General features: G+C 37.5%; 16 protein-coding genes. 8 read left to right on the top strand and 8 right to left on the bottom strand.

The annotated features are described in order from the left end of the window. Positions 1-53: 53 nt before the first annotated feature. Positions 54-1,235, bottom strand: coding sequence for a rubredoxin reductase RubB (rubB, locus tag ASF86_RS00715; protein WP_003653048.1), 1,182 nt, complete (start codon positions 1,233-1,235; stop codon positions 54-56). A gap of 94 nt (positions 1,236-1,329) precedes the next feature. Then, positions 1,330-1,494, bottom strand: coding sequence for a rubredoxin RubA (gene rubA / locus ASF86_RS00720; protein WP_000760495.1), 165 nt, complete (start codon positions 1,492-1,494; stop codon positions 1,330-1,332). A 435-nt stretch (positions 1,495-1,929) separates the two neighbouring features. On the opposite strand from rubA, the gene ASF86_RS00725 reads away from it, so the two are divergent. Then, positions 1,930-2,370, top strand: coding sequence for an SRPBCC family protein (locus ASF86_RS00725; protein ID WP_056478519.1), 441 nt, complete (start codon positions 1,930-1,932; stop codon positions 2,368-2,370). Positions 2,371-2,423: 53 nt separating this feature from the next. On the opposite strand, the gene ASF86_RS00730 is transcribed toward ASF86_RS00725, so the two are convergent. Continuing rightward, the gene (locus ASF86_RS00730) at positions 2,424-2,912 is read right to left on the bottom strand and encodes a YqiA/YcfP family alpha/beta fold hydrolase (protein WP_056478521.1); all 489 of its coding nucleotides are present in this window, start codon (positions 2,910-2,912) and stop codon (positions 2,424-2,426) included. A gap of 258 nt (positions 2,913-3,170) precedes the next feature. On the opposite strand from ASF86_RS00730, the gene lysS reads away from it, so the two are divergent. From lysS to cysN, 5 genes are all read left to right on the top strand, one after another. After that, positions 3,171-4,700, top strand: a complete 1,530-nt coding sequence (gene lysS / locus ASF86_RS00735; RefSeq protein ID WP_056478522.1) for a lysine--tRNA ligase — start codon at positions 3,171-3,173, stop codon at positions 4,698-4,700. 185 nt (positions 4,701-4,885) lie between these two features. After that, on the top strand, positions 4,886-6,331 hold the full coding sequence (locus ASF86_RS00740; RefSeq protein ID WP_017388753.1) for a capsule assembly Wzi family protein: 1,446 nt from the start codon (positions 4,886-4,888) through the stop codon (positions 6,329-6,331). Between the two features lie 253 nt (positions 6,332-6,584). Beyond that, positions 6,585-6,716, top strand: a complete 132-nt coding sequence (locus tag ASF86_RS18845; protein ID WP_080026499.1) for a hypothetical protein — start codon at positions 6,585-6,587, stop codon at positions 6,714-6,716. After that, positions 6,709-7,617 carry a sulfate adenylyltransferase subunit CysD gene (gene cysD / locus ASF86_RS00745; RefSeq protein ID WP_004641806.1) on the top strand — a complete coding sequence of 303 codons (909 nt, stop codon included), beginning with the start codon at positions 6,709-6,711 and terminating at the stop codon, positions 7,615-7,617. Before ASF86_RS18845 ends, cysD begins: the two co-directional genes overlap by 8 nt. Positions 7,618-7,647: 30 nt before the next feature. Continuing rightward, positions 7,648-9,261 carry a sulfate adenylyltransferase subunit CysN gene (gene cysN, locus ASF86_RS00750; protein ID WP_056478524.1) on the top strand — a complete coding sequence of 538 codons (1,614 nt, stop codon included), beginning with the start codon at positions 7,648-7,650 and terminating at the stop codon, positions 9,259-9,261. Between the two features lie 53 nt (positions 9,262-9,314). Here the strand turns inward: cysN and ASF86_RS00755 are convergent, their stop codons facing one another. Then, a complete protein-coding gene (locus tag ASF86_RS00755) occupies positions 9,315-9,863 on the bottom strand; it encodes a DUF2239 family protein (RefSeq protein ID WP_056478526.1) in 549 nt (182 codons plus the stop codon). 222 nt (positions 9,864-10,085) lie between these two features. On the opposite strand from ASF86_RS00755, the gene ASF86_RS00760 reads away from it, so the two are divergent. Next, positions 10,086-10,598: a hypothetical protein gene (locus ASF86_RS00760; protein WP_005042220.1), complete on the top strand. Its 513-nt coding sequence runs from the start codon at positions 10,086-10,088 to the stop codon at positions 10,596-10,598. A 40-nt stretch (positions 10,599-10,638) separates the two neighbouring features. Here the strand turns inward: ASF86_RS00760 and ASF86_RS00765 are convergent, their stop codons facing one another. The 3 genes from ASF86_RS00765 to ASF86_RS00775 all read right to left on the bottom strand — a co-directional run bounded on the left by ASF86_RS00765 (position 10,639) and on the right by ASF86_RS00775 (position 14,971). Further along, positions 10,639-11,976, bottom strand: a complete 1,338-nt coding sequence (locus tag ASF86_RS00765) for a CitMHS family transporter (RefSeq protein WP_017391687.1) — start codon at positions 11,974-11,976, stop codon at positions 10,639-10,641. Between the two features lie 569 nt (positions 11,977-12,545). After that, entirely contained in the window at positions 12,546-13,871 is a 1,326-nt protein-coding gene (locus ASF86_RS00770) for a hemolysin family protein (RefSeq protein ID WP_017391686.1), read from the bottom strand. Between the two features lie 110 nt (positions 13,872-13,981). Then, positions 13,982-14,971 (bottom strand): LysR family transcriptional regulator, encoded by a 990-nt coding sequence (locus ASF86_RS00775; RefSeq protein ID WP_003653025.1) that lies wholly within the window; start codon positions 14,969-14,971, stop codon positions 13,982-13,984. 587 nt (positions 14,972-15,558) lie between these two features. On the opposite strand from ASF86_RS00775, the gene ASF86_RS00780 reads away from it, so the two are divergent. After that, entirely contained in the window at positions 15,559-17,163 is a 1,605-nt protein-coding gene (locus ASF86_RS00780; protein WP_003653024.1) for an isocitrate lyase, read from the top strand. A 59-nt stretch (positions 17,164-17,222) separates the two neighbouring features. Here ASF86_RS00780 and ASF86_RS00785 read toward each other — a convergent pair whose 3' ends face one another. Next, entirely contained in the window at positions 17,223-17,693 is a 471-nt protein-coding gene (locus tag ASF86_RS00785; RefSeq protein ID WP_056478528.1) for a copper resistance protein NlpE, read from the bottom strand. Between the last annotated feature and the right edge of the window lie 156 nt (positions 17,694-17,849).

A 17,849-nucleotide genomic window follows, 5' to 3' on the forward strand; every position in this document is an offset into this window, starting at 1 on the left:
GTTATTCATTCCTTAAAGGAATACTCTCTAAGTGAGTATTCCTGATACAAACCTTATGCTTGGGCTGGAATAAGATCTGGGACAAGCTTTGTCAAAGTTAAGCGTTGTTTACCTGCGGTTGCACCTAGCAATACAAAACCACGCAATGTTCCTTCATTGTCAATTGCTTTGGCAAGCATACCATCGTCGAATTCTTCTGTTTCCCAGTTCACTTCTACATCAACTGGAGCAGGCAAAACTGTAAGTGGAGCAGCTGGCGTTTTTACTGCAACTGGCATAGCAGGGTAGTGCACAGCAGTTTGTTGCCCACTGAGTGTTTTTGCGAGAGCACGAGCCTGTTGCATAATCGGCATAACATATGGAAGTAAAGTACCGTTTACCTCTGCGCAGTCCCCAATTGCATAAATGTCTGCTTGATTTGTTTCTAGTAAACTATTGGTAATAATTCCACGGCTCGTTTGAATATCTGCACTTTGAGCAACTGAAATATTTGGCTGTAGCCCAATTGCAGAAAGAACAATGTCCGCAACCAGTGTTTGTCCGTTTGCGAGTGTTATCGCATAATCTTCGCCATTATTAATTTTGCTAACTTTTTCAACGGTTGTTCCGAGTGCAAATTTCACTCCAGCTTCCTCAAGGTTTTGCTGGAAAGCAGAAGCAATATGTGATGGAAGTAAACGACCTAATGGTTGCGGTGCTAAATCAATGACAGTGATGTCATATTCACTATGAAGTAAGTCGTTGGCAAATTCGCAACCAATTAAACCTGCACCCAAAATAACAACACGTTTGTCTTTACGCTGAGCTAGATTTTCACGAAAAGCGCGGTAATCAATGAGTGAGTTCACAACATGAATGTCATCGCTACCATCACCTGCAATTGCAAGGCGAATTGGGTTAGCACCCACGGCTAAAATCAATTTTGAATAGGGTTGCTGAGAAGTTACACCATCTTTTTCAAGAACAAGCTCATGGCGTTCAGCTAAAATTTCTTTCACAAAGGTAAAAGGCTCAATACGCATATTGAGTTGAGTACCCATTTTTGTCGCATCGCCTAAAGGAATTTGTTCAGGTGCTTTTTTACCTGCAAATGCATTTGATAATGTTGGCTTTGCATAGTTCACTGCATCATCCGCACAAATCATCACAAGTTCTTGCTCTGGGCTAAGCTTACGGAACTCACGTGCTAAGGTATAACCCGCCATGCCTGATCCGATAATGACGATAGGATGCATTTTTTTCTCCAGAGTTAGAATTATTTATTTAATACGGTGATTAGTAATATTCGTAAAAAAGACCATGTCGATCATGGCCTTTTACTTTACGTTCTTAGATTTCGATCATTTCGAAGTCAGCTTTTGAAACGCCGCAATCAGGGCAAGTCCAGTCATCTGGAATATCTTCCCATTTTGTTCCAGCTGCAATGCCGTCTTGTGGCCAACCTTCCGCTTCGTCATAAATCCATCCACAAACGATACATTGATATTTTTTCATGAGACTCTCCGCACTGATAAGTTTGCTCAAAGCTGCCTTTCAGTAAAACTATTCCATCTATTAATAATGTAACTACGATCCGGTCAATAATAACCAATGTGCCTTTGATCGGATATCAAATTTTTACGCAGTTCTACATTCAAAGTAAAGTAAATAACGGAGTTTAATCATTCGTAAGCAAAGATGAATGGCAGGTTAGGACAAATAAGTGGTTATTTAGGCAAAACTTCGCCATAAACTAATAATAACTAATGCATTCTTAAAATTAATTTTATTGATGAAAATATCTTGAAATAAAGAGCATCTCATAATTTAAAAGATTCATCTCATACGAAAGCTAAATAACAACAAACTATGATGCGACAGAATGTCATTATTAAAACCGAAAATTAAAATTTGCTGTCTTTAAGGCGGTATAAATCAGGGAAGTGAAATATGGAAAATTTAGTATATGAAGTAGAAATTGAGGCGCCTATAGAAAAAGTATGGGACATACTTTGGAATAGCGAGACATATAACGCTTGGACGAAATTCTTTGCACCGGATTCCTCCATGCGTACCGACTGGCAAATAAGTGGTAAAACTTATTTTCTTGACGGTGAAGGAAATGGCATGGTTTCTACAATTGAACAAATGCAAAAACCGGAAATATTGATTTTTAAACATTTAGGAATGATTAAGGAGGGTAAGGAAGATTTAGAAAGTGAAGAGGTTAAAGCGTGGAGTGGCTCCTTAGAAAAATATTTTCTAACCCAAAAAGATAATATAACCACTTTAAAAGTTGAATTGGCCACTTTACCTGAATATATGGGTATGTTGAAAAGTGGCTTTGTTCAAGGTTTTGAGGTGGTTAAAAAAATGGCAGAAGCAAAATAGAGCTTCGTTTATTTACGCATAAAACCGATTTTCAATAATCAAACTATATAAATCTAAGCCAAATATTTTTTATAAATTTTCATAATGAGATCATTAAGTCGTGAAGGATAGGCCAAGCGATGATGTCCACCTTCAAAAGTTTCGATGTTCATGTAGGGGGCAAGTTTTTCTTGAACCTGATACATATCAAGTTGCTCATCTCCTAACTCTAAATAAGCCATTTTAGGGTTAGAGAGAGTGAGTTCATCTTCAGAAAGTTGAGGATAGTCAGTCCGAAAGTTAGGTGTAAGACTTGGATTCGCCACAATAACAGCTAATTTATGTTGAGCAGCAGTTTTTAGCGCCCAATAGCCTCCAATGCTATGTCCTACCAATAAATCTGGTTTGATCGTCTGAATAGCCTGATGGTAAAAGTACTCAACAGATGCATAACTTAAGTTACGATAATCGACGTCAATACAAAATTTTTCAGGATGTAAAATGGCATGGAACTTTGTCGATTCACGCGAAGAATCCAAGCCATGTAAAAATAGAATTTTCATTATTTACGACACAATCTCATTGATAAAATAAAAGGTAAATAGGGCCTTTTGAATATCGAGGTTATTTGGATTTTTTTATATTTTACTAAATGCTTTAAAAAATGATCTTAGCGATTGGTCTAAGTCATTTTGCCTTTAAAAAGTATTGTTCGGGTCTATAAAATTGTCTTTTTTCATTTTTGTTTGATTGAAATCATTCGAAAAACTCCTGCAATCTGTTAAGATATAGCACTTAATTTTTACTTAATCGAGGCAGAGATGACGCAACAAAACGATCAATCGACTTCTGAACCAACTATTTCCGAAAACGATTTAATTGCACAGCGTCATGCCAAATTAAAGCAAATCCAAGATATTGCGAAGGAAACTGGAAAGAGTCCTTGGCCGAATACGTTTAAGCGTGAACACTACGCTGCTGATCTACAAGAACAATTTAAAGATCAGTCGAAAGAACAAATTGAAAGCGCTGAGCATGTCTATGTAAAAATTGCTGGTCGTGTCATGTTAAACCGTGGATCTTTCATGGTTATTCAAGATATGACAGGCCGTATTCAGTTATATGTTGACCGTAAAGGTTTACCAAAAGATATCCTCGAGACCATTAAAGGTTTAGATCTTGGTGACATTATTGCTGCTGAAGGTTATATCGGACGCTCAGGAAAAGGTGATTTGTATGTTCACCTTGAAGGTTTTGAGCTTTTAACGAAATCGCTTCGCCCGTTACCAGATAAATTTCACGGTTTAAATGATACAGAAGTTAAGTACCGTAAACGTTATCTTGACTTAATTGTGAATGAAGAAACACGTAAAACTTTTGAAATCCGCGCCAAAGTCGTTGCTGGAATTCGAGCATTTTTAAACAATGAACGTTTCATGGAAGTTGAAACGCCAATGATGCATGTGATTCCGGGTGGCGCATCTGCACGTCCGTTTGAAACACATCACAATGCTTTGGATATGCCATTATTCTTGCGTATTGCACCTGAGCTTTACTTAAAGCGTTTGGTTGTTGGTGGTTTTGAGCGTGTGTTTGAAATTAACCGTAACTTCCGTAACGAAGGTGTTTCAACACGTCATAATCCTGAATTTACAATGATCGAGTTTTATCAAGCTTATGCTGATTATAAAGACTTGATGGCATTGACTGAAAATATGATTGAAAAGTTGGCCTTGGATATTTTAGGTACAACTGATGTGCCTTATCAAGATGAAGTGTTTAGCTTCAAAGGGCCATACAAAAAAATCTCTATGTTTGATGCGATTTTAGAGAATAACCCACAGTTTACACCTGAAAATGTTGGTGACCGTGAGTTTCTTGCTCAATTTATTCGTGAAGAGTTAAAAGAACAAGTTAAGCCAGGTTTTGGTTTAGGTAAGCTTCAAACTATCGTATTTGAAGAAACAGTTGAAACTAAACTTCGTCAGCCAACATTTATTACTGAATACCCAGCTGAAACATCTCCACTCGCTCGTCGTAATGATGACAATCCACATGTTACTGATCGTTTTGAGTTTTTCATCGGTGGTCGTGAATTGGCAAATGGTTTCAGCGAGTTAAACGATCCAATTGATCAGGCTGAGCGTTTCCAAGCCCAAGTTGCAGAGAAAGATGCTGGTGATGACGAAGCAATGCATTACGATGCAGAGTTCGTTGAAGCACTTGAGTATGGTTTACCACCTACAGCGGGTGAAGGTATCGGTATTGACCGTTTGGTAATGCTATTTGCCGATGCACCAAGTATTCGTGATGTAATTTTATTCCCACACATGCGCCGTAAAGAAGGTTAATCTTCTAAAGGTAAAAAAGGCAGTATTTATACTGCCTTTTTTATTACTTATATATCTCAAAAACTTACCTATCTACACTAATCTTAAGATAGCGTTAAAAAATGTAATTGCACAGTTTAACAATTGCAAAGTTGTGATAAAAAATTTAAGGTGTTGCTCATAAATAACTTTGAGAATTGGCTGGCATGTTTCTAAGAAAAACACTTTCGATTGCAATATTGGCAACTGCTTCATCCGCTATTTTTGCACAAGGTTTAGTGCTAAATAATGAGGACTTACGTACAGACTTAAATTGGTTGAATCAACAAGGTGTTATCAATATTAGCACTTCAACTTGGCCGTTAAGTGGTGATGAAATTCATCGAGCACTCTCTCGGGCAGAAGTGTCTCATCCAGCTCAACAAAAAGTTATTAATTCAGTTCTTAATGCATTAAAAGCAGATAACAATACGGTTAAAGTGGGCGCTTTTGCTGAGACTGATGCTAAAAATGTTCCTCAAGCATTTGGTGATAACCAGAAATCACAATATCAAGGTTCTTTAGAGTTTAATGCAGGCGGTGAAAACTGGGATGCAAAAATCCGAGTAAATGCAGAAAAAGACCCACAAATTGATAATGGGCAAGATGTGAATGTTGAAGGCTCATATGTGGCAGGTAAACTTTGGAATCAGTGGGTAGTTGCGGGTCAAATTCCAACATGGTGGGGCCCTGGACATGATGGAAGCTTAATTCGTGGTGATGCTAGCCGTCCAGTTTATGGTGTAACGGCACAACGTGCTGTGCAAAATGCTTTTGATACAAAATGGTTATCTTGGATTGGGCCTTGGCAATATCAAGCTTTTGCTGGTCAATTAGATGACTATAAAGCAGTCCCTGACGCTAAGTTAATTGGATTACGTGTAACTGCACAACCATTGCCATATATTGAGTTAGGCGCATCGCGTGCTATTCAATGGGGTGGGGATGGACGTCCTGAAAGTTTTAGTTCTTTGTGGGATGCATTTGTCGGCAATAAAGATAATGGCGGAACTGGTGAAGCAGATCCATCAAACCAAATTGCTGGCTTCGATGGCCGCTTATTATTACAACCGCTATTCCAAGTTCCAGTTAGCATATATGGACAATATGTAGGTGAAGATGAAGCGGGTGGTTTACCTTCTAAGAAAATGTACTTAGCAGGTGTCGACTATTCATCTAGCTACAATAACTTGCCTTATCAACTTTATGCAGAATGGGCTGATACACGTACTAATGGTGATGTAAGAGGTATCTCTTATGCTCATTCAACTTATAAAGATGGTTATTACCAACATGGTTACCCATTAGGCCACGCGATGGGTGGTGATGGACAAATGTACTCAGTGGGTGGTGATATCCGCTTTGATGTAATGAACCGTTTAAGTGGTCGTGCAATGGTGGTTAAAGTTAATCAATCTAACTTGGCAATCAATAAAGCATTTCCTAAAGATGATGAAATTAAAGCGCTTGATTTAACTTGGACGCATTACCTTAAACCTGATCTTCCATTAAAAATTAATGGCTGGGTAAGTGATTCTGATCTAGAAGGTAATGACGCGGGCGCATCGATTGGTATTGAAATTCCATTAGAACGTAAAATGTTCGGTTTCTAAGATTAGATTATGTTTTAGAAAAGAGAAGCTATTAAGGCTTCTCTTTTTTATGGTTTTTAGAGAAATCTAAAGAGTAGATCATGATTTGCTTAAGTTGGCTGCACAAGCTACGATTGCAAAGTTGTGCAAGTGAATCAGCATATTATATGTATATGATGAAATCGAATATCAATATGAAAAAACAAGCAAAAGGAATCGGTTTTAAATCACTATAATGCATAACTAATGCTATAAGCCATATAAAGGCTTGTGGTTGGATTATTTATCACGAAAAATTGGAGTTGTTATGGCACTCGTTCCTCCACATGGTCTTCTACGTGGTGGTTTAATACCACTTCTAGATTTTATGGGCAAAATGGATAGAGAAGGACGTGTTCATGACTGAATCAAGACTCACACATCTCAAGCAACTTGAAGCTGAAAGCATTCATATTATCCGTGAAGTTGCTGCTGAATTTGAAAATCCAGTCATGCTTTACTCAATTGGTAAAGACTCTGCGGTAATGCTTCATCTTGCGTTGAAAGCGTTTTACCCAGCTAAACTTCCATTCCCATTATTACATGTAGATACTGGGTGGAAATTTAAAGAGATGATTTCATTTCGCGATAACATGGCAAAAACGCATGGCTTTGATTTAATCGTCCATCAGAACAAAGAAGGTCGCGAAGCTGGAATCAATCCATTTGATCACGGTAGCTCAAAATACACAGATATTATGAAAACCCAAGCTTTGAAACAGGCTTTGGATAAATATCAATTTGATGCTGCTTTTGGTGGTGCACGCCGTGATGAAGAAAAATCACGTGCGAAAGAGCGTGTTTATTCATTCCGTGATAGTAAACACCGTTGGGATCCGAAAAACCAGCGTCCTGAACTTTGGAATCTTTATAATGGTAAAGTGAACAAAGGTGAAAGTATTCGTGTATTCCCTTTATCTAACTGGACTGAGTTGGATATCTGGCAATATATCTATTTAGAAAATATTCAAATTGTTCCTCTTTATTTCTCTGCTGTTCGTCCGGTAGTAGAGCGTAGCGGTACGTTAATCATGGTTGATGATGAGCGTATGCGTTTAAAAGAAGGTGAAGTTCCACAGATGAAGTCTGTACGTTTCCGTACGCTTGGCTGTTATCCATTAACTGGTGCAGTTGAGTCTGAAGCAGATACGTTACCTGAAATTATCCAAGAGATGCTTTTAGCCACTAGTTCTGAGCGTCAAGGTCGTATGATTGACCATGATGAAGCGGGCTCAATGGAAAAGAAAAAGCAAGAAGGCTATTTCTAAGACAATTTCTAAATTTGTGGAGTTTGAGCAATGTCTCATCAATCAGAATTAATCAGTCAAGATATCTTGGCCTATTTGAAGCAACATGAACAAAAAGATCTTCTGCGCTTTTTGACTTGCGGTAACGTAGATGATGGTAAAAGTACTTTAATTGGACGTTTACTTTACGACTCAAAATTGATTTATGAAGATCAATTACAAGCTGTAACGCGTGATAGTAAAAAAGTTGGAACCACGGGCGATGCACCAGACTTGGCATTACTTGTAGATGGCTTACAAGCTGAGCGTGAGCAGGGTATTACCATTGATGTGGCTTACCGCTATTTTTCAACGGAAAAGCGTAAATTTATTATTGCCGATACACCGGGACATGAACAATACACCCGTAACATGGCAACAGGTGCATCAACAGCTGATCTTGCAATTATCTTGATCGATGCGCGTTATGGTGTACAAACTCAAACTCGTCGTCATACGTTTATTGCTAGTTTACTTGGTATTAAAAATATCGTTGTTGCTATTAATAAAATGGACTTGGTTGAATATTCACCTGAACGCTTTACTGAAATTCAGATTGAATATGATGCTTTCGTAAGCCAATTGGGTGATCGTCGTCCAGCCAATATTCAGTTTGTACCGATTTCTGCTTTAAATGGCGATAACGTGGTAAATGCTTCTGAGCATACAGCTTGGTACAAGGGTCAAACCTTGATGAGCATTCTTGAATCTGTGGAAATTAGTCGCGAATCAAACAAACACGAATTCCGTTTCCCTGTTCAATATGTGAACCGTCCAAACCTAGATTTCCGTGGTTTTGCTGGTACTGTTGCTTTAGGTGAAATCAACGTTGGCGATGAGATTGTTGCATTACCATCAGGTAAGCGTTCAACAGTTAAAGAAATCGTAACATTCGACGGAAACCTTGAGCAGGCTGTAGCAGGTCAAGCTGTAACATTAACGTTGAATGATGAAATTGATATTAGCCGTGGTAACGTTTTGGTACGTGCTGGCGAGCAACCATTAATTTCACGTAGTGTTCGTGCTTCAGTGGTGTGGATGAATGAACATCCACTGGTGAAAGGTAAGTTGTACAACGTTAAAATTGGTACACAGACTGTTCCTGCCAAAGTGACTAATATTCACTATCGTGTGAATGTGAATACGCTTGAGCATACTCAGGTTGAAGAGCTTGAGTTAAATGCAATTGCAGACGTTGTGGTTGAGTTTGATGCGCCAGTCGTATTTGATCAATATCAAGATTCACGATACACAGGTTCATTTATTTTCATTGATCGTTTAAGCAATGTAACGGTTGGTGCGGGTATGGTTGAATCTGCGGTAGAGTGGACTGCGCATAGTAATCCTGTTACTGCGGAAGACCGTGCTGCACGTTTAGGCCAAAAGCCAGCAGCAGTTCAAGTTTCTGCAAAAGTACTCGAGCAAGCTCAAGTCATCGAAAGTTCGTTAATTCAGCAAGGCGTAGTTGCTATTGCTAAAGCTGATTTAACGGAAGAACAAGTTGCTTTGCTCCGTCAAACTGGCGTAACTGTTTTGACTACTGTAGCTGAAGGTACTGATACTAGCATTACTACTGAAAATGTAGATGAGTTGGTTGAACAAATTATTGCATTAGTCCGTCTTTAATAGGCTGAATTGATTTTGAAAAAACCCGCGTAAGCGGGTTTTTTTTATTGGGTTTAGAAAATACTTTGAGTTTTTAAAGTTAAATATTCTCTTAAATCCTTAGGATAGCTCTGAATCATCTTTAAAAATATATCTCGATCGCCTTGATATAAGGCGCGTGTTGCTTCTTCGTAATTTGGCATATTACCCAACATGGCAGACATAAAACGGTCGATGGCTTGTTTAGCGAGCATAATATTACCTTCAGAATTTGGGTTACTTAACTCTTTATCAATTAACTTACGAATTACTGCTGATGCACTCGCACTTTGTTGATCTAACCAATCCCAATGTTTTTTCTGTAAAGTGATTTCACGAGAAATTACTCCGAGTTTAGGTCGTCCAACTTTTTTAATTTCTTTCGGTTCAGCATAACGTTGTTGAAATTCTTGTTCCGAACCAGAAAGATCAAGATCAATTTGTTGACCTGTTTGATCGTTAAAAATCAGAATATTTTCCGTTGTTTTAGGAATATCTTTGAGTTTTTTTGCAAGTTCAACTAGGGAGTCACTCGCAATAAGCGTGCTTCCAGTGAAAGCAGTATAGGTGATTTTAGTATTCATTTTAGCCGTATATTTTTATCTGGGTAAAATAATATTATCAGGGTAAAATTAATTTGGCAAATAATTAAAATTATAACCAAAGAATTATTTGATTTTATGCGTGTAGTCCCTGAAGTTGGGACTATAAAAATAGTCAAGTTAATAGGCTATTTAAAATTTTACTCTGCTTTAGTAGCGCTTTTATGAGAGAATATGCCTTTAGTTTTATGTATAAGGACTCCTATGTTTGAGCAATCTCCTGAATCTTTAAGCGATATCGAAATTTTAGACATTTTACAGTCTATGAAAAAAGATAAGCTGGATACGGAAGCAAATGAGATTATCCGTAATGGGGGGAAAGCTGGGCGTCAAGAAGCACATAAACAGGCTTTAGTTGCATTGAATGCAAACTTTGAAGAAAAGTTTGTAGAAGCTGCTACGCTGGCATTAGGCTTGAATTCAGGTCAGGCGAAAAAGATTCGTTATAAAAAAGACCGTATCCGTATTTTTAAAGCACGTGGTATTGATTATTTAGCTATTGATGGTGCAGAAACCGCTCAGGTTTTAGCTCAAGTTGCTCAAGCGATTAGTCGTGAAGACGCGATCGTGACTGAAGGTCTACACAATATTTTTCCATTTTGGAAAGAAGGTTGGCCAATGGTTCAGTTTGATAATGCTTATAAAATTTTAGAAGAAGACATTACATTGCATTTTAACATTGTGTTAGATCACTTAATTGAATATGTACAGAAATAAAAAAAGCCCCGATTGGGGCTTTTTTATTGCATATGAATAATTAAAGCGTGCTAAAGAGTGGGAAAACACCAATCACTAAAGCAGTACCCATTAATACCATACACGTTATGAATGCCCACTTTAAAGTGAATTTTTGATGGTCGGCAAAATCGACTTTAGCAAGACCACATAACAAATAGGTTGATGGAACAAGAGGTGATAGCAAGTGTACAGGTTGACCTACAATCGAAGCGCGAGCAATCGCTTCTGCACTAATACCATAATGTGAAGCGGCTTCAGCAAGAATAGGTAAAACGCCATAGAAGAAAGCATCATTTGACATAAAGAATGTCAAAGGCATACTCACTAAAGCTGTGATCGGTGCAAGATATGGACCCATGCTTGGAGGAATCATTGCGACGAATTCTTTAGACATCGCCTCAACCATACCTGTACCAGATAAAATTCCTGTGAAAATACCTGCTGCAAAAATTAAGCCCACAACAGCTAAGACACTGTCTGCATGCATTGCAATGCGTTTTTTCTGCATATCAACATCTGGGTAGTTAATGAGCATTGCGATACAGAACGCTATCATGAACAACACAGACATAGGCAAGATGCCTTTGATCAAAGCAATCATAAGAAGGATGGTAAGCACCATATTTACTTTGCGTAAATGTGGGCGGGTCGCTTCAGGATCTTTCGATACAGTAATATTGTCGCCATGGTGAGTTTCAAGCTCAATAACGCCTAAACGTTTTTGCTCGTAACGACCATATAAGTACGCCAAGAAAAATAACCAACCAATACTAATGACCATAGGGATAATCATTGGTACGAAAATGTGGCTTGGGTCAATTTGCAGGGCGCTTGCAGCACGAGCTGTAGGGCCACCCCATGGTGTTAGGTTCATTACACCGCTACATAACAGCATAAGTGCAGTCATGATGAGTGTATTCATTCCTAAGCGTTGATAAAGTGGCAACATTGCAGCCACACAAATCATATAAGTTGTTGAGCCATCACCATCTAAAGAAACCATTGTGGTTAAGAACACGGTTCCCATTGTGATTTTTAAAGGATCGCCTTTAACCTTTTTTAAAATCCATTTAACTGGTGGATCGAAAAGACCTGCATCGATCATTAAGGCAAAATATAAAATTGCGAATAAAAGCATTACGCCAGTTGGCGCTAATTTTTTGATGCCTTCTAGCATCATCTCACTGAGACCTTTGAGTTCAATGTGACTCAAACTTTCAAAGTAGTGACCTAGGCCCCAGGCAATAAGAGAAAAAATAAATGGGATGAGAATTAAAGCAATAATAGGGCTTAAACGTTTGGACATGATTAAGTACATGAAGCACAAAATCATGCCAACACCAAGTAATGTCAGCATACAATCAATCCTTTGCCTATAGTTTTACTGAACAAGTTTATTCAAAACTCTGACCTTGGTTATTCTTATTAATTTTTATTAAAAAGACAAATAATATATTTAGTTTATTTGGTTAATATATATTCAGTTGGAGGGGTATATTTGGGCGAAATACTGAACATATATATTAGGGTTATAATAAGCATATAATAAATGTAATTCATTATAATGGATTATAAAGGTTTTATAAAAATAAAAATTATATGATATTTTTTTTAATTATATGTGGTTTGATGGGTGAAATGAGAAGAAGAACCATTTAAAGACTTGCTTTGAGCTAAGTTACATAAGTTTGTTTGCAATGTAAATGGGGGCTTAATCGCATCATGTTAATTGAGATATGTAGATTATTCTATTATTTTTCAGTATTTAAGATTTAATGTAAGTGATAATTTAAATAATATTATTTTTAGATTAAAAGAGCAAATTGAATTTATGGATCTAAAATAATTATTACATATATTTGAAAAATTTATTTAGATTAAAAAAATACCCCACATAAAATTGTGAGGTATTTAAATTAATAGAAATCAGTTTTCATCAATTGATGAATGTACTTCGCTTTGTTCTAAAATTCGAGTTACAAGAAGTTGGTCAATTTTAAAATGATCGACATCGACTACTTCAAACTTGTAACCACCGAATTCTACAAAATCTGCTGGACGTGGAATTTTGCGTAGGCGGTACATCATGAAGCCTGCTAATGTTTCATAATTTTCTTCATCAGGCATTTCATCAATTTCAAGTGCGTGTCTTAGGTCATCAATTGGTGTGCTGCCATCAATTAACCACGAGTTATTATCGCGTTTAATGATTTGTTGATCTTCTTCAATTGGTGTTACCCAGTCGCCCATAACCGTAATCATAATATCGCTTAAGGTAATAACCCCTACAACAAGCGCATATTCGTTTATAACAACCGCAAACTTTTCTTTGGTAGAGCGGAAGCGATCAAGTAATTCTGATAGGGTTAAGGTGTCCGGAATCATCAGGACAGTACGAATGGTTGTTTCATTCAATTGTGTTGGAGATTGATTATTTAAAATACGAACAAGAAAGTCTTTGGCGTCGACGTAACCAATGACCTGATCAATATTTTCATTACATACCAAAAATTTTGAATAAGGATACTCTGCTAATTTTTGACGAATGCTATCTTCATGTTCGTTTAAGGTGAAATAAACAACATTTTCACGTGTTGTCATGCTGGAAGGTACGTTGCGTTCTTCTAATTCAAAAACATTCTCGATAAAGTGATGTTCTTGTTTTTGCAGTACGCCTGCTTGTGCACCTGCATCCATTACTGCTGAAATATCATCAAAAGTAATGTTGTCTTCTCGCGTTGTATTCACTTTAAATAAACGGAATAGCAGGTTGGCAATTGCGTTAATTCCCCAAGCTAAAGGTTTACAAACCTTAATAAAAACCTGAATTGGATTAATAACACTAATTGCAATTTTTTCGGGTGCAATCATAGCCAAACGTTTTGGCATAAGATCGGCAAATAAAATAAAGAGTGATGTCACTAAAGTAAAGGATAGGGCAAAACCAATCGTTTGTGTCCAAGGACCTGCGTAGAAACGGTCAACTAAAGTCACGAAATAAGGACGAAAAGCAGCTTCACCCAAAATACCGCCTAAAATCGCAACTGCGTTCAGGCCAATTTGAGAGGCTGCAAAAAAGTCAGCAGATTGTTCTTGTAAATCTAGTACTTGTTGAGCGCGTTCTTCACCAGCTTCGGCTAGAATTTTTAGCTTAACTTTTCTGGCACCAGCGAGTGCAATTTCAGTTAAAGATAAAAAGCCTGCTCCGATGATAAGCAGTACGATGATAATGATATTTTGAAAGAGACTCACAAATCACCTGAGATTCATCATTATTATGACTATGTTTTAACATAAAAAAGCGCTGAGGTAATCAGATTGATTGCTCAGCGCCTGAAATCGACAATTAAATTAAAATTTATTTAATAGTGAGAAAATTGTGAATTATTGGTTAGAAATTCACGGTTTTCCTCTTCAATCATTTGACGAGCAACAAATAAGATAAGTTGGCGCAACCAGCGATGAGCAGGGTGATGATGTAACAACGGGCACCAAGCCATTTTAAGTTCGAACTCTGGAATATAAAAAGGAGGATCCTTTATAACCAGTTTAGGGTTCTGTGTTTGTAGACGTGCCATCCGTGTTGGTAATGTGGCAATAAGGTCTACGTTTTGAGCAAGTAAAGCTGGCATTTGGTAGTGGCGAGTAAATACAGAAATTTTACGACGTTGACCAATACGTTCTAATGCCTGATCAATCCAGCCTAAACCACCTTGTTTATCAGGGTTTACGCCAAAACCGACCCCCATACCTGTTTTAGAAACCCAGATATGCTGAGCATCTAAATAGCTTTTTAAATTCAAATGAGTTACAGCAGGGTGTTTGTCGTTAAGAATACAACTGAAACTATCACGCCAAACTAAAACCTGATGGAAACTTTGCGGTATTTCATTAAATCTATTAATTGCAAGATCAACTTTACCTTGTTCCATGTCTCTATAAGACACATCACTTGGTGTAAGAAAATCAAGAACAACGTTTGGAGCTTCAGAGCGGAGCGCTTTAACAAGACGAGGAACTAAAGTTGCCTCGGCATAGTCCGATGTCATAATGCGGAAAACACGATTACTTGTATAAGGGCGGAATTCGGTACGGGGTTCCAAAATCATGGAGAGATCAGCAAGTGCATCACGAATACGAGGTTGTAATTCAAGAGCACGTTCTGTTGGAGTCATCCCTTCAGAAGAACGGATAAGAAGAGGGTCATTAAATAAATTACGTAAGCGACGTAAAATATTACTCATTGCAGGCTGAGTTACCCCAAGCTGTTCGGCCGCGCGCGTAACATTTTTTTCACGAAGAAGTACATCAAGATATATTAATAGATTAAGATCTACTCGCTCCAGATTCATAAAAAAAATACCGAAAATAAAACCCTGAAATTGTTTCAAATTATGCCATATCTAATAACTATTGTGTGAAAAAATGATGAGAAAAACGACATTTTTTGTAGGAATTAAGTAGGGGTAAAAAGTACTTCAAAGGCTCGATTTTATTATCTTTGCTACATTTTTAAGTATGAAGGTGACAAATAGAATATATTTATATATAACTTATTAATTTCTAGCATGGAAATTGACTTTTTACATTGGCAAAAATAGCCTAATTTACAATTGACTTTTAAGGTTAAAAATGGGTGGAAAAACTTCAAAAATTGTATAAAAATAAGACTTACTAAGTTTTTAGAATAAAACTCTATACTCCTTTAGAATAATTTTATTTTTATAAACAAGGTGTTAATGTTTTTGGTTTTATCTATAATATCGGTTTATCAGTACATTTTTTAAATAAATACTGAAGATTAATAAAGGATATTGGATTAATTGATTGGCTAAGTCTAAGCTGTGTTCATGAAGAAGCAGCTGGTGTCATAAGAAATTTAAGTACATGACTCTAGGCTTCAATCGATGAAATCCTAAAATGAATACAGGACAATATCATGACTACATATCAAACAGCGATTGATGCAATCCGCGAACTAAAAGCAAAATTCGGTAGCACTTGGCGCGATATTAGCCCAGAAGATGCTGCACGTATGCAAATGCAAAACCAATTCAAAACTGGTTTAGACATTGCTAAATATACAGCTGCGATTATGCGTCGTGATATGGCTGCTTATGATGCTGACTCTAGCAAATACACTCAATCATTAGGTTGCTGGCACGGTTTTATTGCGCAACAAAAAATGATTGCGAACAAAAAATACTTCGGTACTACTGAGCGTCGCTATATCTACCTTTCTGGTTGGATGGTTGCTGCTCTTCGTTCAGAATTTGGTCCCCTTCCTGACCAATCTATGCACGAAAAAACTTCAGTACCTGCATTGATCGAAGAAATCTATACTTTCTTACGTCAAGCTGACGCAAAAGAATTAAACGATTTATTCCGTGCGCTTAAAAAAGCAAACGAAGCTGGTGATACTGCTAAAGCTGCTGAAATCACTGCTCAAATCGACGGTTTCCAAACTCACATTGTGCCAATTATTGCTGACATCGATGCTGGTTTCGGTAACGAAGAAGCGACTTACTTACTTGCTCGTAAAATGATTGAAGCTGGTGCTTGTGCGCTTCAAATCGAAAACCAAGTATCTGATGCTAAACAATGTGGTCACCAAGCTGGTAAAGTAACTGTTCCACATGAAGATTTCATCTCTAAAATCCATGCATTACGTTATGCATTCTTAGAAATGGGTCTTGATGACGGTATCATCGTTGCGCGTACTGACTCTGAAGGCGCTGACTTGACTCAAAAAATCCCAGTGGTTAAAGAGCCAGGTGACATTGCTTCTCAATACATCGGTTTCTTAGACACTGTTGAAATTGACATTGCTGATGCTCAAGAAGACGAAATCTTGATCAAACGTGATGGTAAATTACACCGTCCTAAGCGTTTACCTTCTGGTTTATATCAGTTCCGTGCTGACACACAAATTGACCGTGTTGTACTTGACTGTGTATCTAGCCTTCAAAATGGTGCTGACCTTCTTTGGATCGAAACTGCGACTCCAAACGTAGAAGAAATCGCTCACATGGTTAACCGTGTTAAAGAAGTTGTTCCAAATGCGAAGCTTGTTTATAACAACAGCCCATCATTCAACTGGACTTTAAACTTCCGTCAACAAGCTTACGATCGTTGGGTTGCTGAAGGTAAAGACGTTTCTGCTTACGACCGTGCTAAATTAATGAGCGCTGAGTATGATGCTACTGAATTAGCTGCTGATGCAGACGCTAAGATCCGTACATTCCAAGCAGATGCTTCTCGTGAAGCGGGTGTGTTCCATCACTTGATCACACTTCCTACTTACCATACTGCTGCTCTTTCTACACATGAGCTTGCACAAGGTTACTTCGGTTCTGAAGGTATGTTGGCTTATGTTGCTGGCGTACAACGTAAAGAAATCCGTGGTGGTATCGCTTGTGTGAAACACCAAGCAATGGCTGGTTCTGACATCGGTGATGATCACAAAGAAATCTTCTCTGGTGACAATGCACTTAAAGCGCATGACGATGCTAAAAACACAATGAACCAATTCGCTGCACACTAAGAATTGATTTCAAAAGAAAACCCGCTCAAATGAGCGGGTTTTTTATCATTAATAAATAATTATTTTTTCAATACATAGTGTTCAGCTAAAGAACCTTCAACTTTCTTACCTTCCATATCTAAAGCAGTTGCCGTATTTTCACCAATGAAGAATTTACGATTTTGTCCTTTATCATCTAAGGTAATTACTGAAGTATTATCTTTGTCAAAAGTAAATGTACCATGGGTTTCAAATGGTTTCTTATCACCTTTGCCAAGATAAGTTTCAGTCAATTCATAAGTTTTATCATCTTTTAACTCTAACTCAGTTTTGATGCCTTCACAGTCCGCACATGGAAGAGTACCTTTATATGTGCCATCCCAATCTAGTGAGTTTTCAGCTGTATGAGCAGTATCTACTGCATTGTTATTCGCTTCAGTAGTTTGTGCTGGAGCAGAGGCTTGTGGTGTTGTGTCGGCTTTATTTTCGTTTTTGCTACAAGCAACAAGAAGGGCACTTACAAGTGCAACTGATAATAATGTTTTTTTCATGATGATCTAAACCTCGGAAAATAAATAAAAAAGCAATCAACAGGCTATGAAATATAAGAGCTTAATAAAAGTTTAAGTATGTAATTTAATTTTAACAAAAGGTAAAGTGAGTAAATTTTGGAATAATTATTAAAACAAAAATTAAAAGCAGGTATT

It is taken from the genome of Acinetobacter sp. Leaf130 (assembly GCF_001423205.1).
GTDB classification, from domain to species: domain Bacteria; phylum Pseudomonadota; class Gammaproteobacteria; order Pseudomonadales; family Moraxellaceae; genus Acinetobacter; species Acinetobacter calcoaceticus.

Coding starts and splice junctions, on each gene's coding strand:
- ASF86_RS00780 (WP_003653024.1), top strand. CDS start 15,559: ATGACTACATATCAAACAGCGATTGATGCAATCCGCGAACTAAAAGCA.
- lysS (WP_056478522.1), top strand. CDS start 3,171: ATGACGCAACAAAACGATCAATCGACTTCTGAACCAACTATTTCCGAA.
- ASF86_RS00725 (WP_056478519.1), top strand. CDS start 1,930: ATGGAAAATTTAGTATATGAAGTAGAAATTGAGGCGCCTATAGAAAAA.
- ASF86_RS00730 (WP_056478521.1), bottom strand. CDS start 2,912: ATGAAAATTCTATTTTTACATGGCTTGGATTCTTCGCGTGAATCGACA.
- ASF86_RS00740 (WP_017388753.1), top strand. CDS start 4,886: ATGTTTCTAAGAAAAACACTTTCGATTGCAATATTGGCAACTGCTTCA.
- rubA (WP_000760495.1), bottom strand. CDS start 1,494: ATGAAAAAATATCAATGTATCGTTTGTGGATGGATTTATGACGAAGCG.
- ASF86_RS00775 (WP_003653025.1), bottom strand. CDS start 14,971: ATGAATCTGGAGCGAGTAGATCTTAATCTATTAATATATCTTGATGTA.
- ASF86_RS00785 (WP_056478528.1), bottom strand. CDS start 17,693: ATGAAAAAAACATTATTATCAGTTGCACTTGTAAGTGCCCTTCTTGTT.
- rubB (WP_003653048.1), bottom strand. CDS start 1,235: ATGCATCCTATCGTCATTATCGGATCAGGCATGGCGGGTTATACCTTA.
- ASF86_RS00755 (WP_056478526.1), bottom strand. CDS start 9,863: ATGAATACTAAAATCACCTATACTGCTTTCACTGGAAGCACGCTTATT.
- ASF86_RS00760 (WP_005042220.1), top strand. CDS start 10,086: ATGTTTGAGCAATCTCCTGAATCTTTAAGCGATATCGAAATTTTAGAC.
- ASF86_RS00765 (WP_017391687.1), bottom strand. CDS start 11,976: ATGCTGACATTACTTGGTGTTGGCATGATTTTGTGCTTCATGTACTTA.
- cysD (WP_004641806.1), top strand. CDS start 6,709: ATGACTGAATCAAGACTCACACATCTCAAGCAACTTGAAGCTGAAAGC.
- cysN (WP_056478524.1), top strand. CDS start 7,648: ATGTCTCATCAATCAGAATTAATCAGTCAAGATATCTTGGCCTATTTG.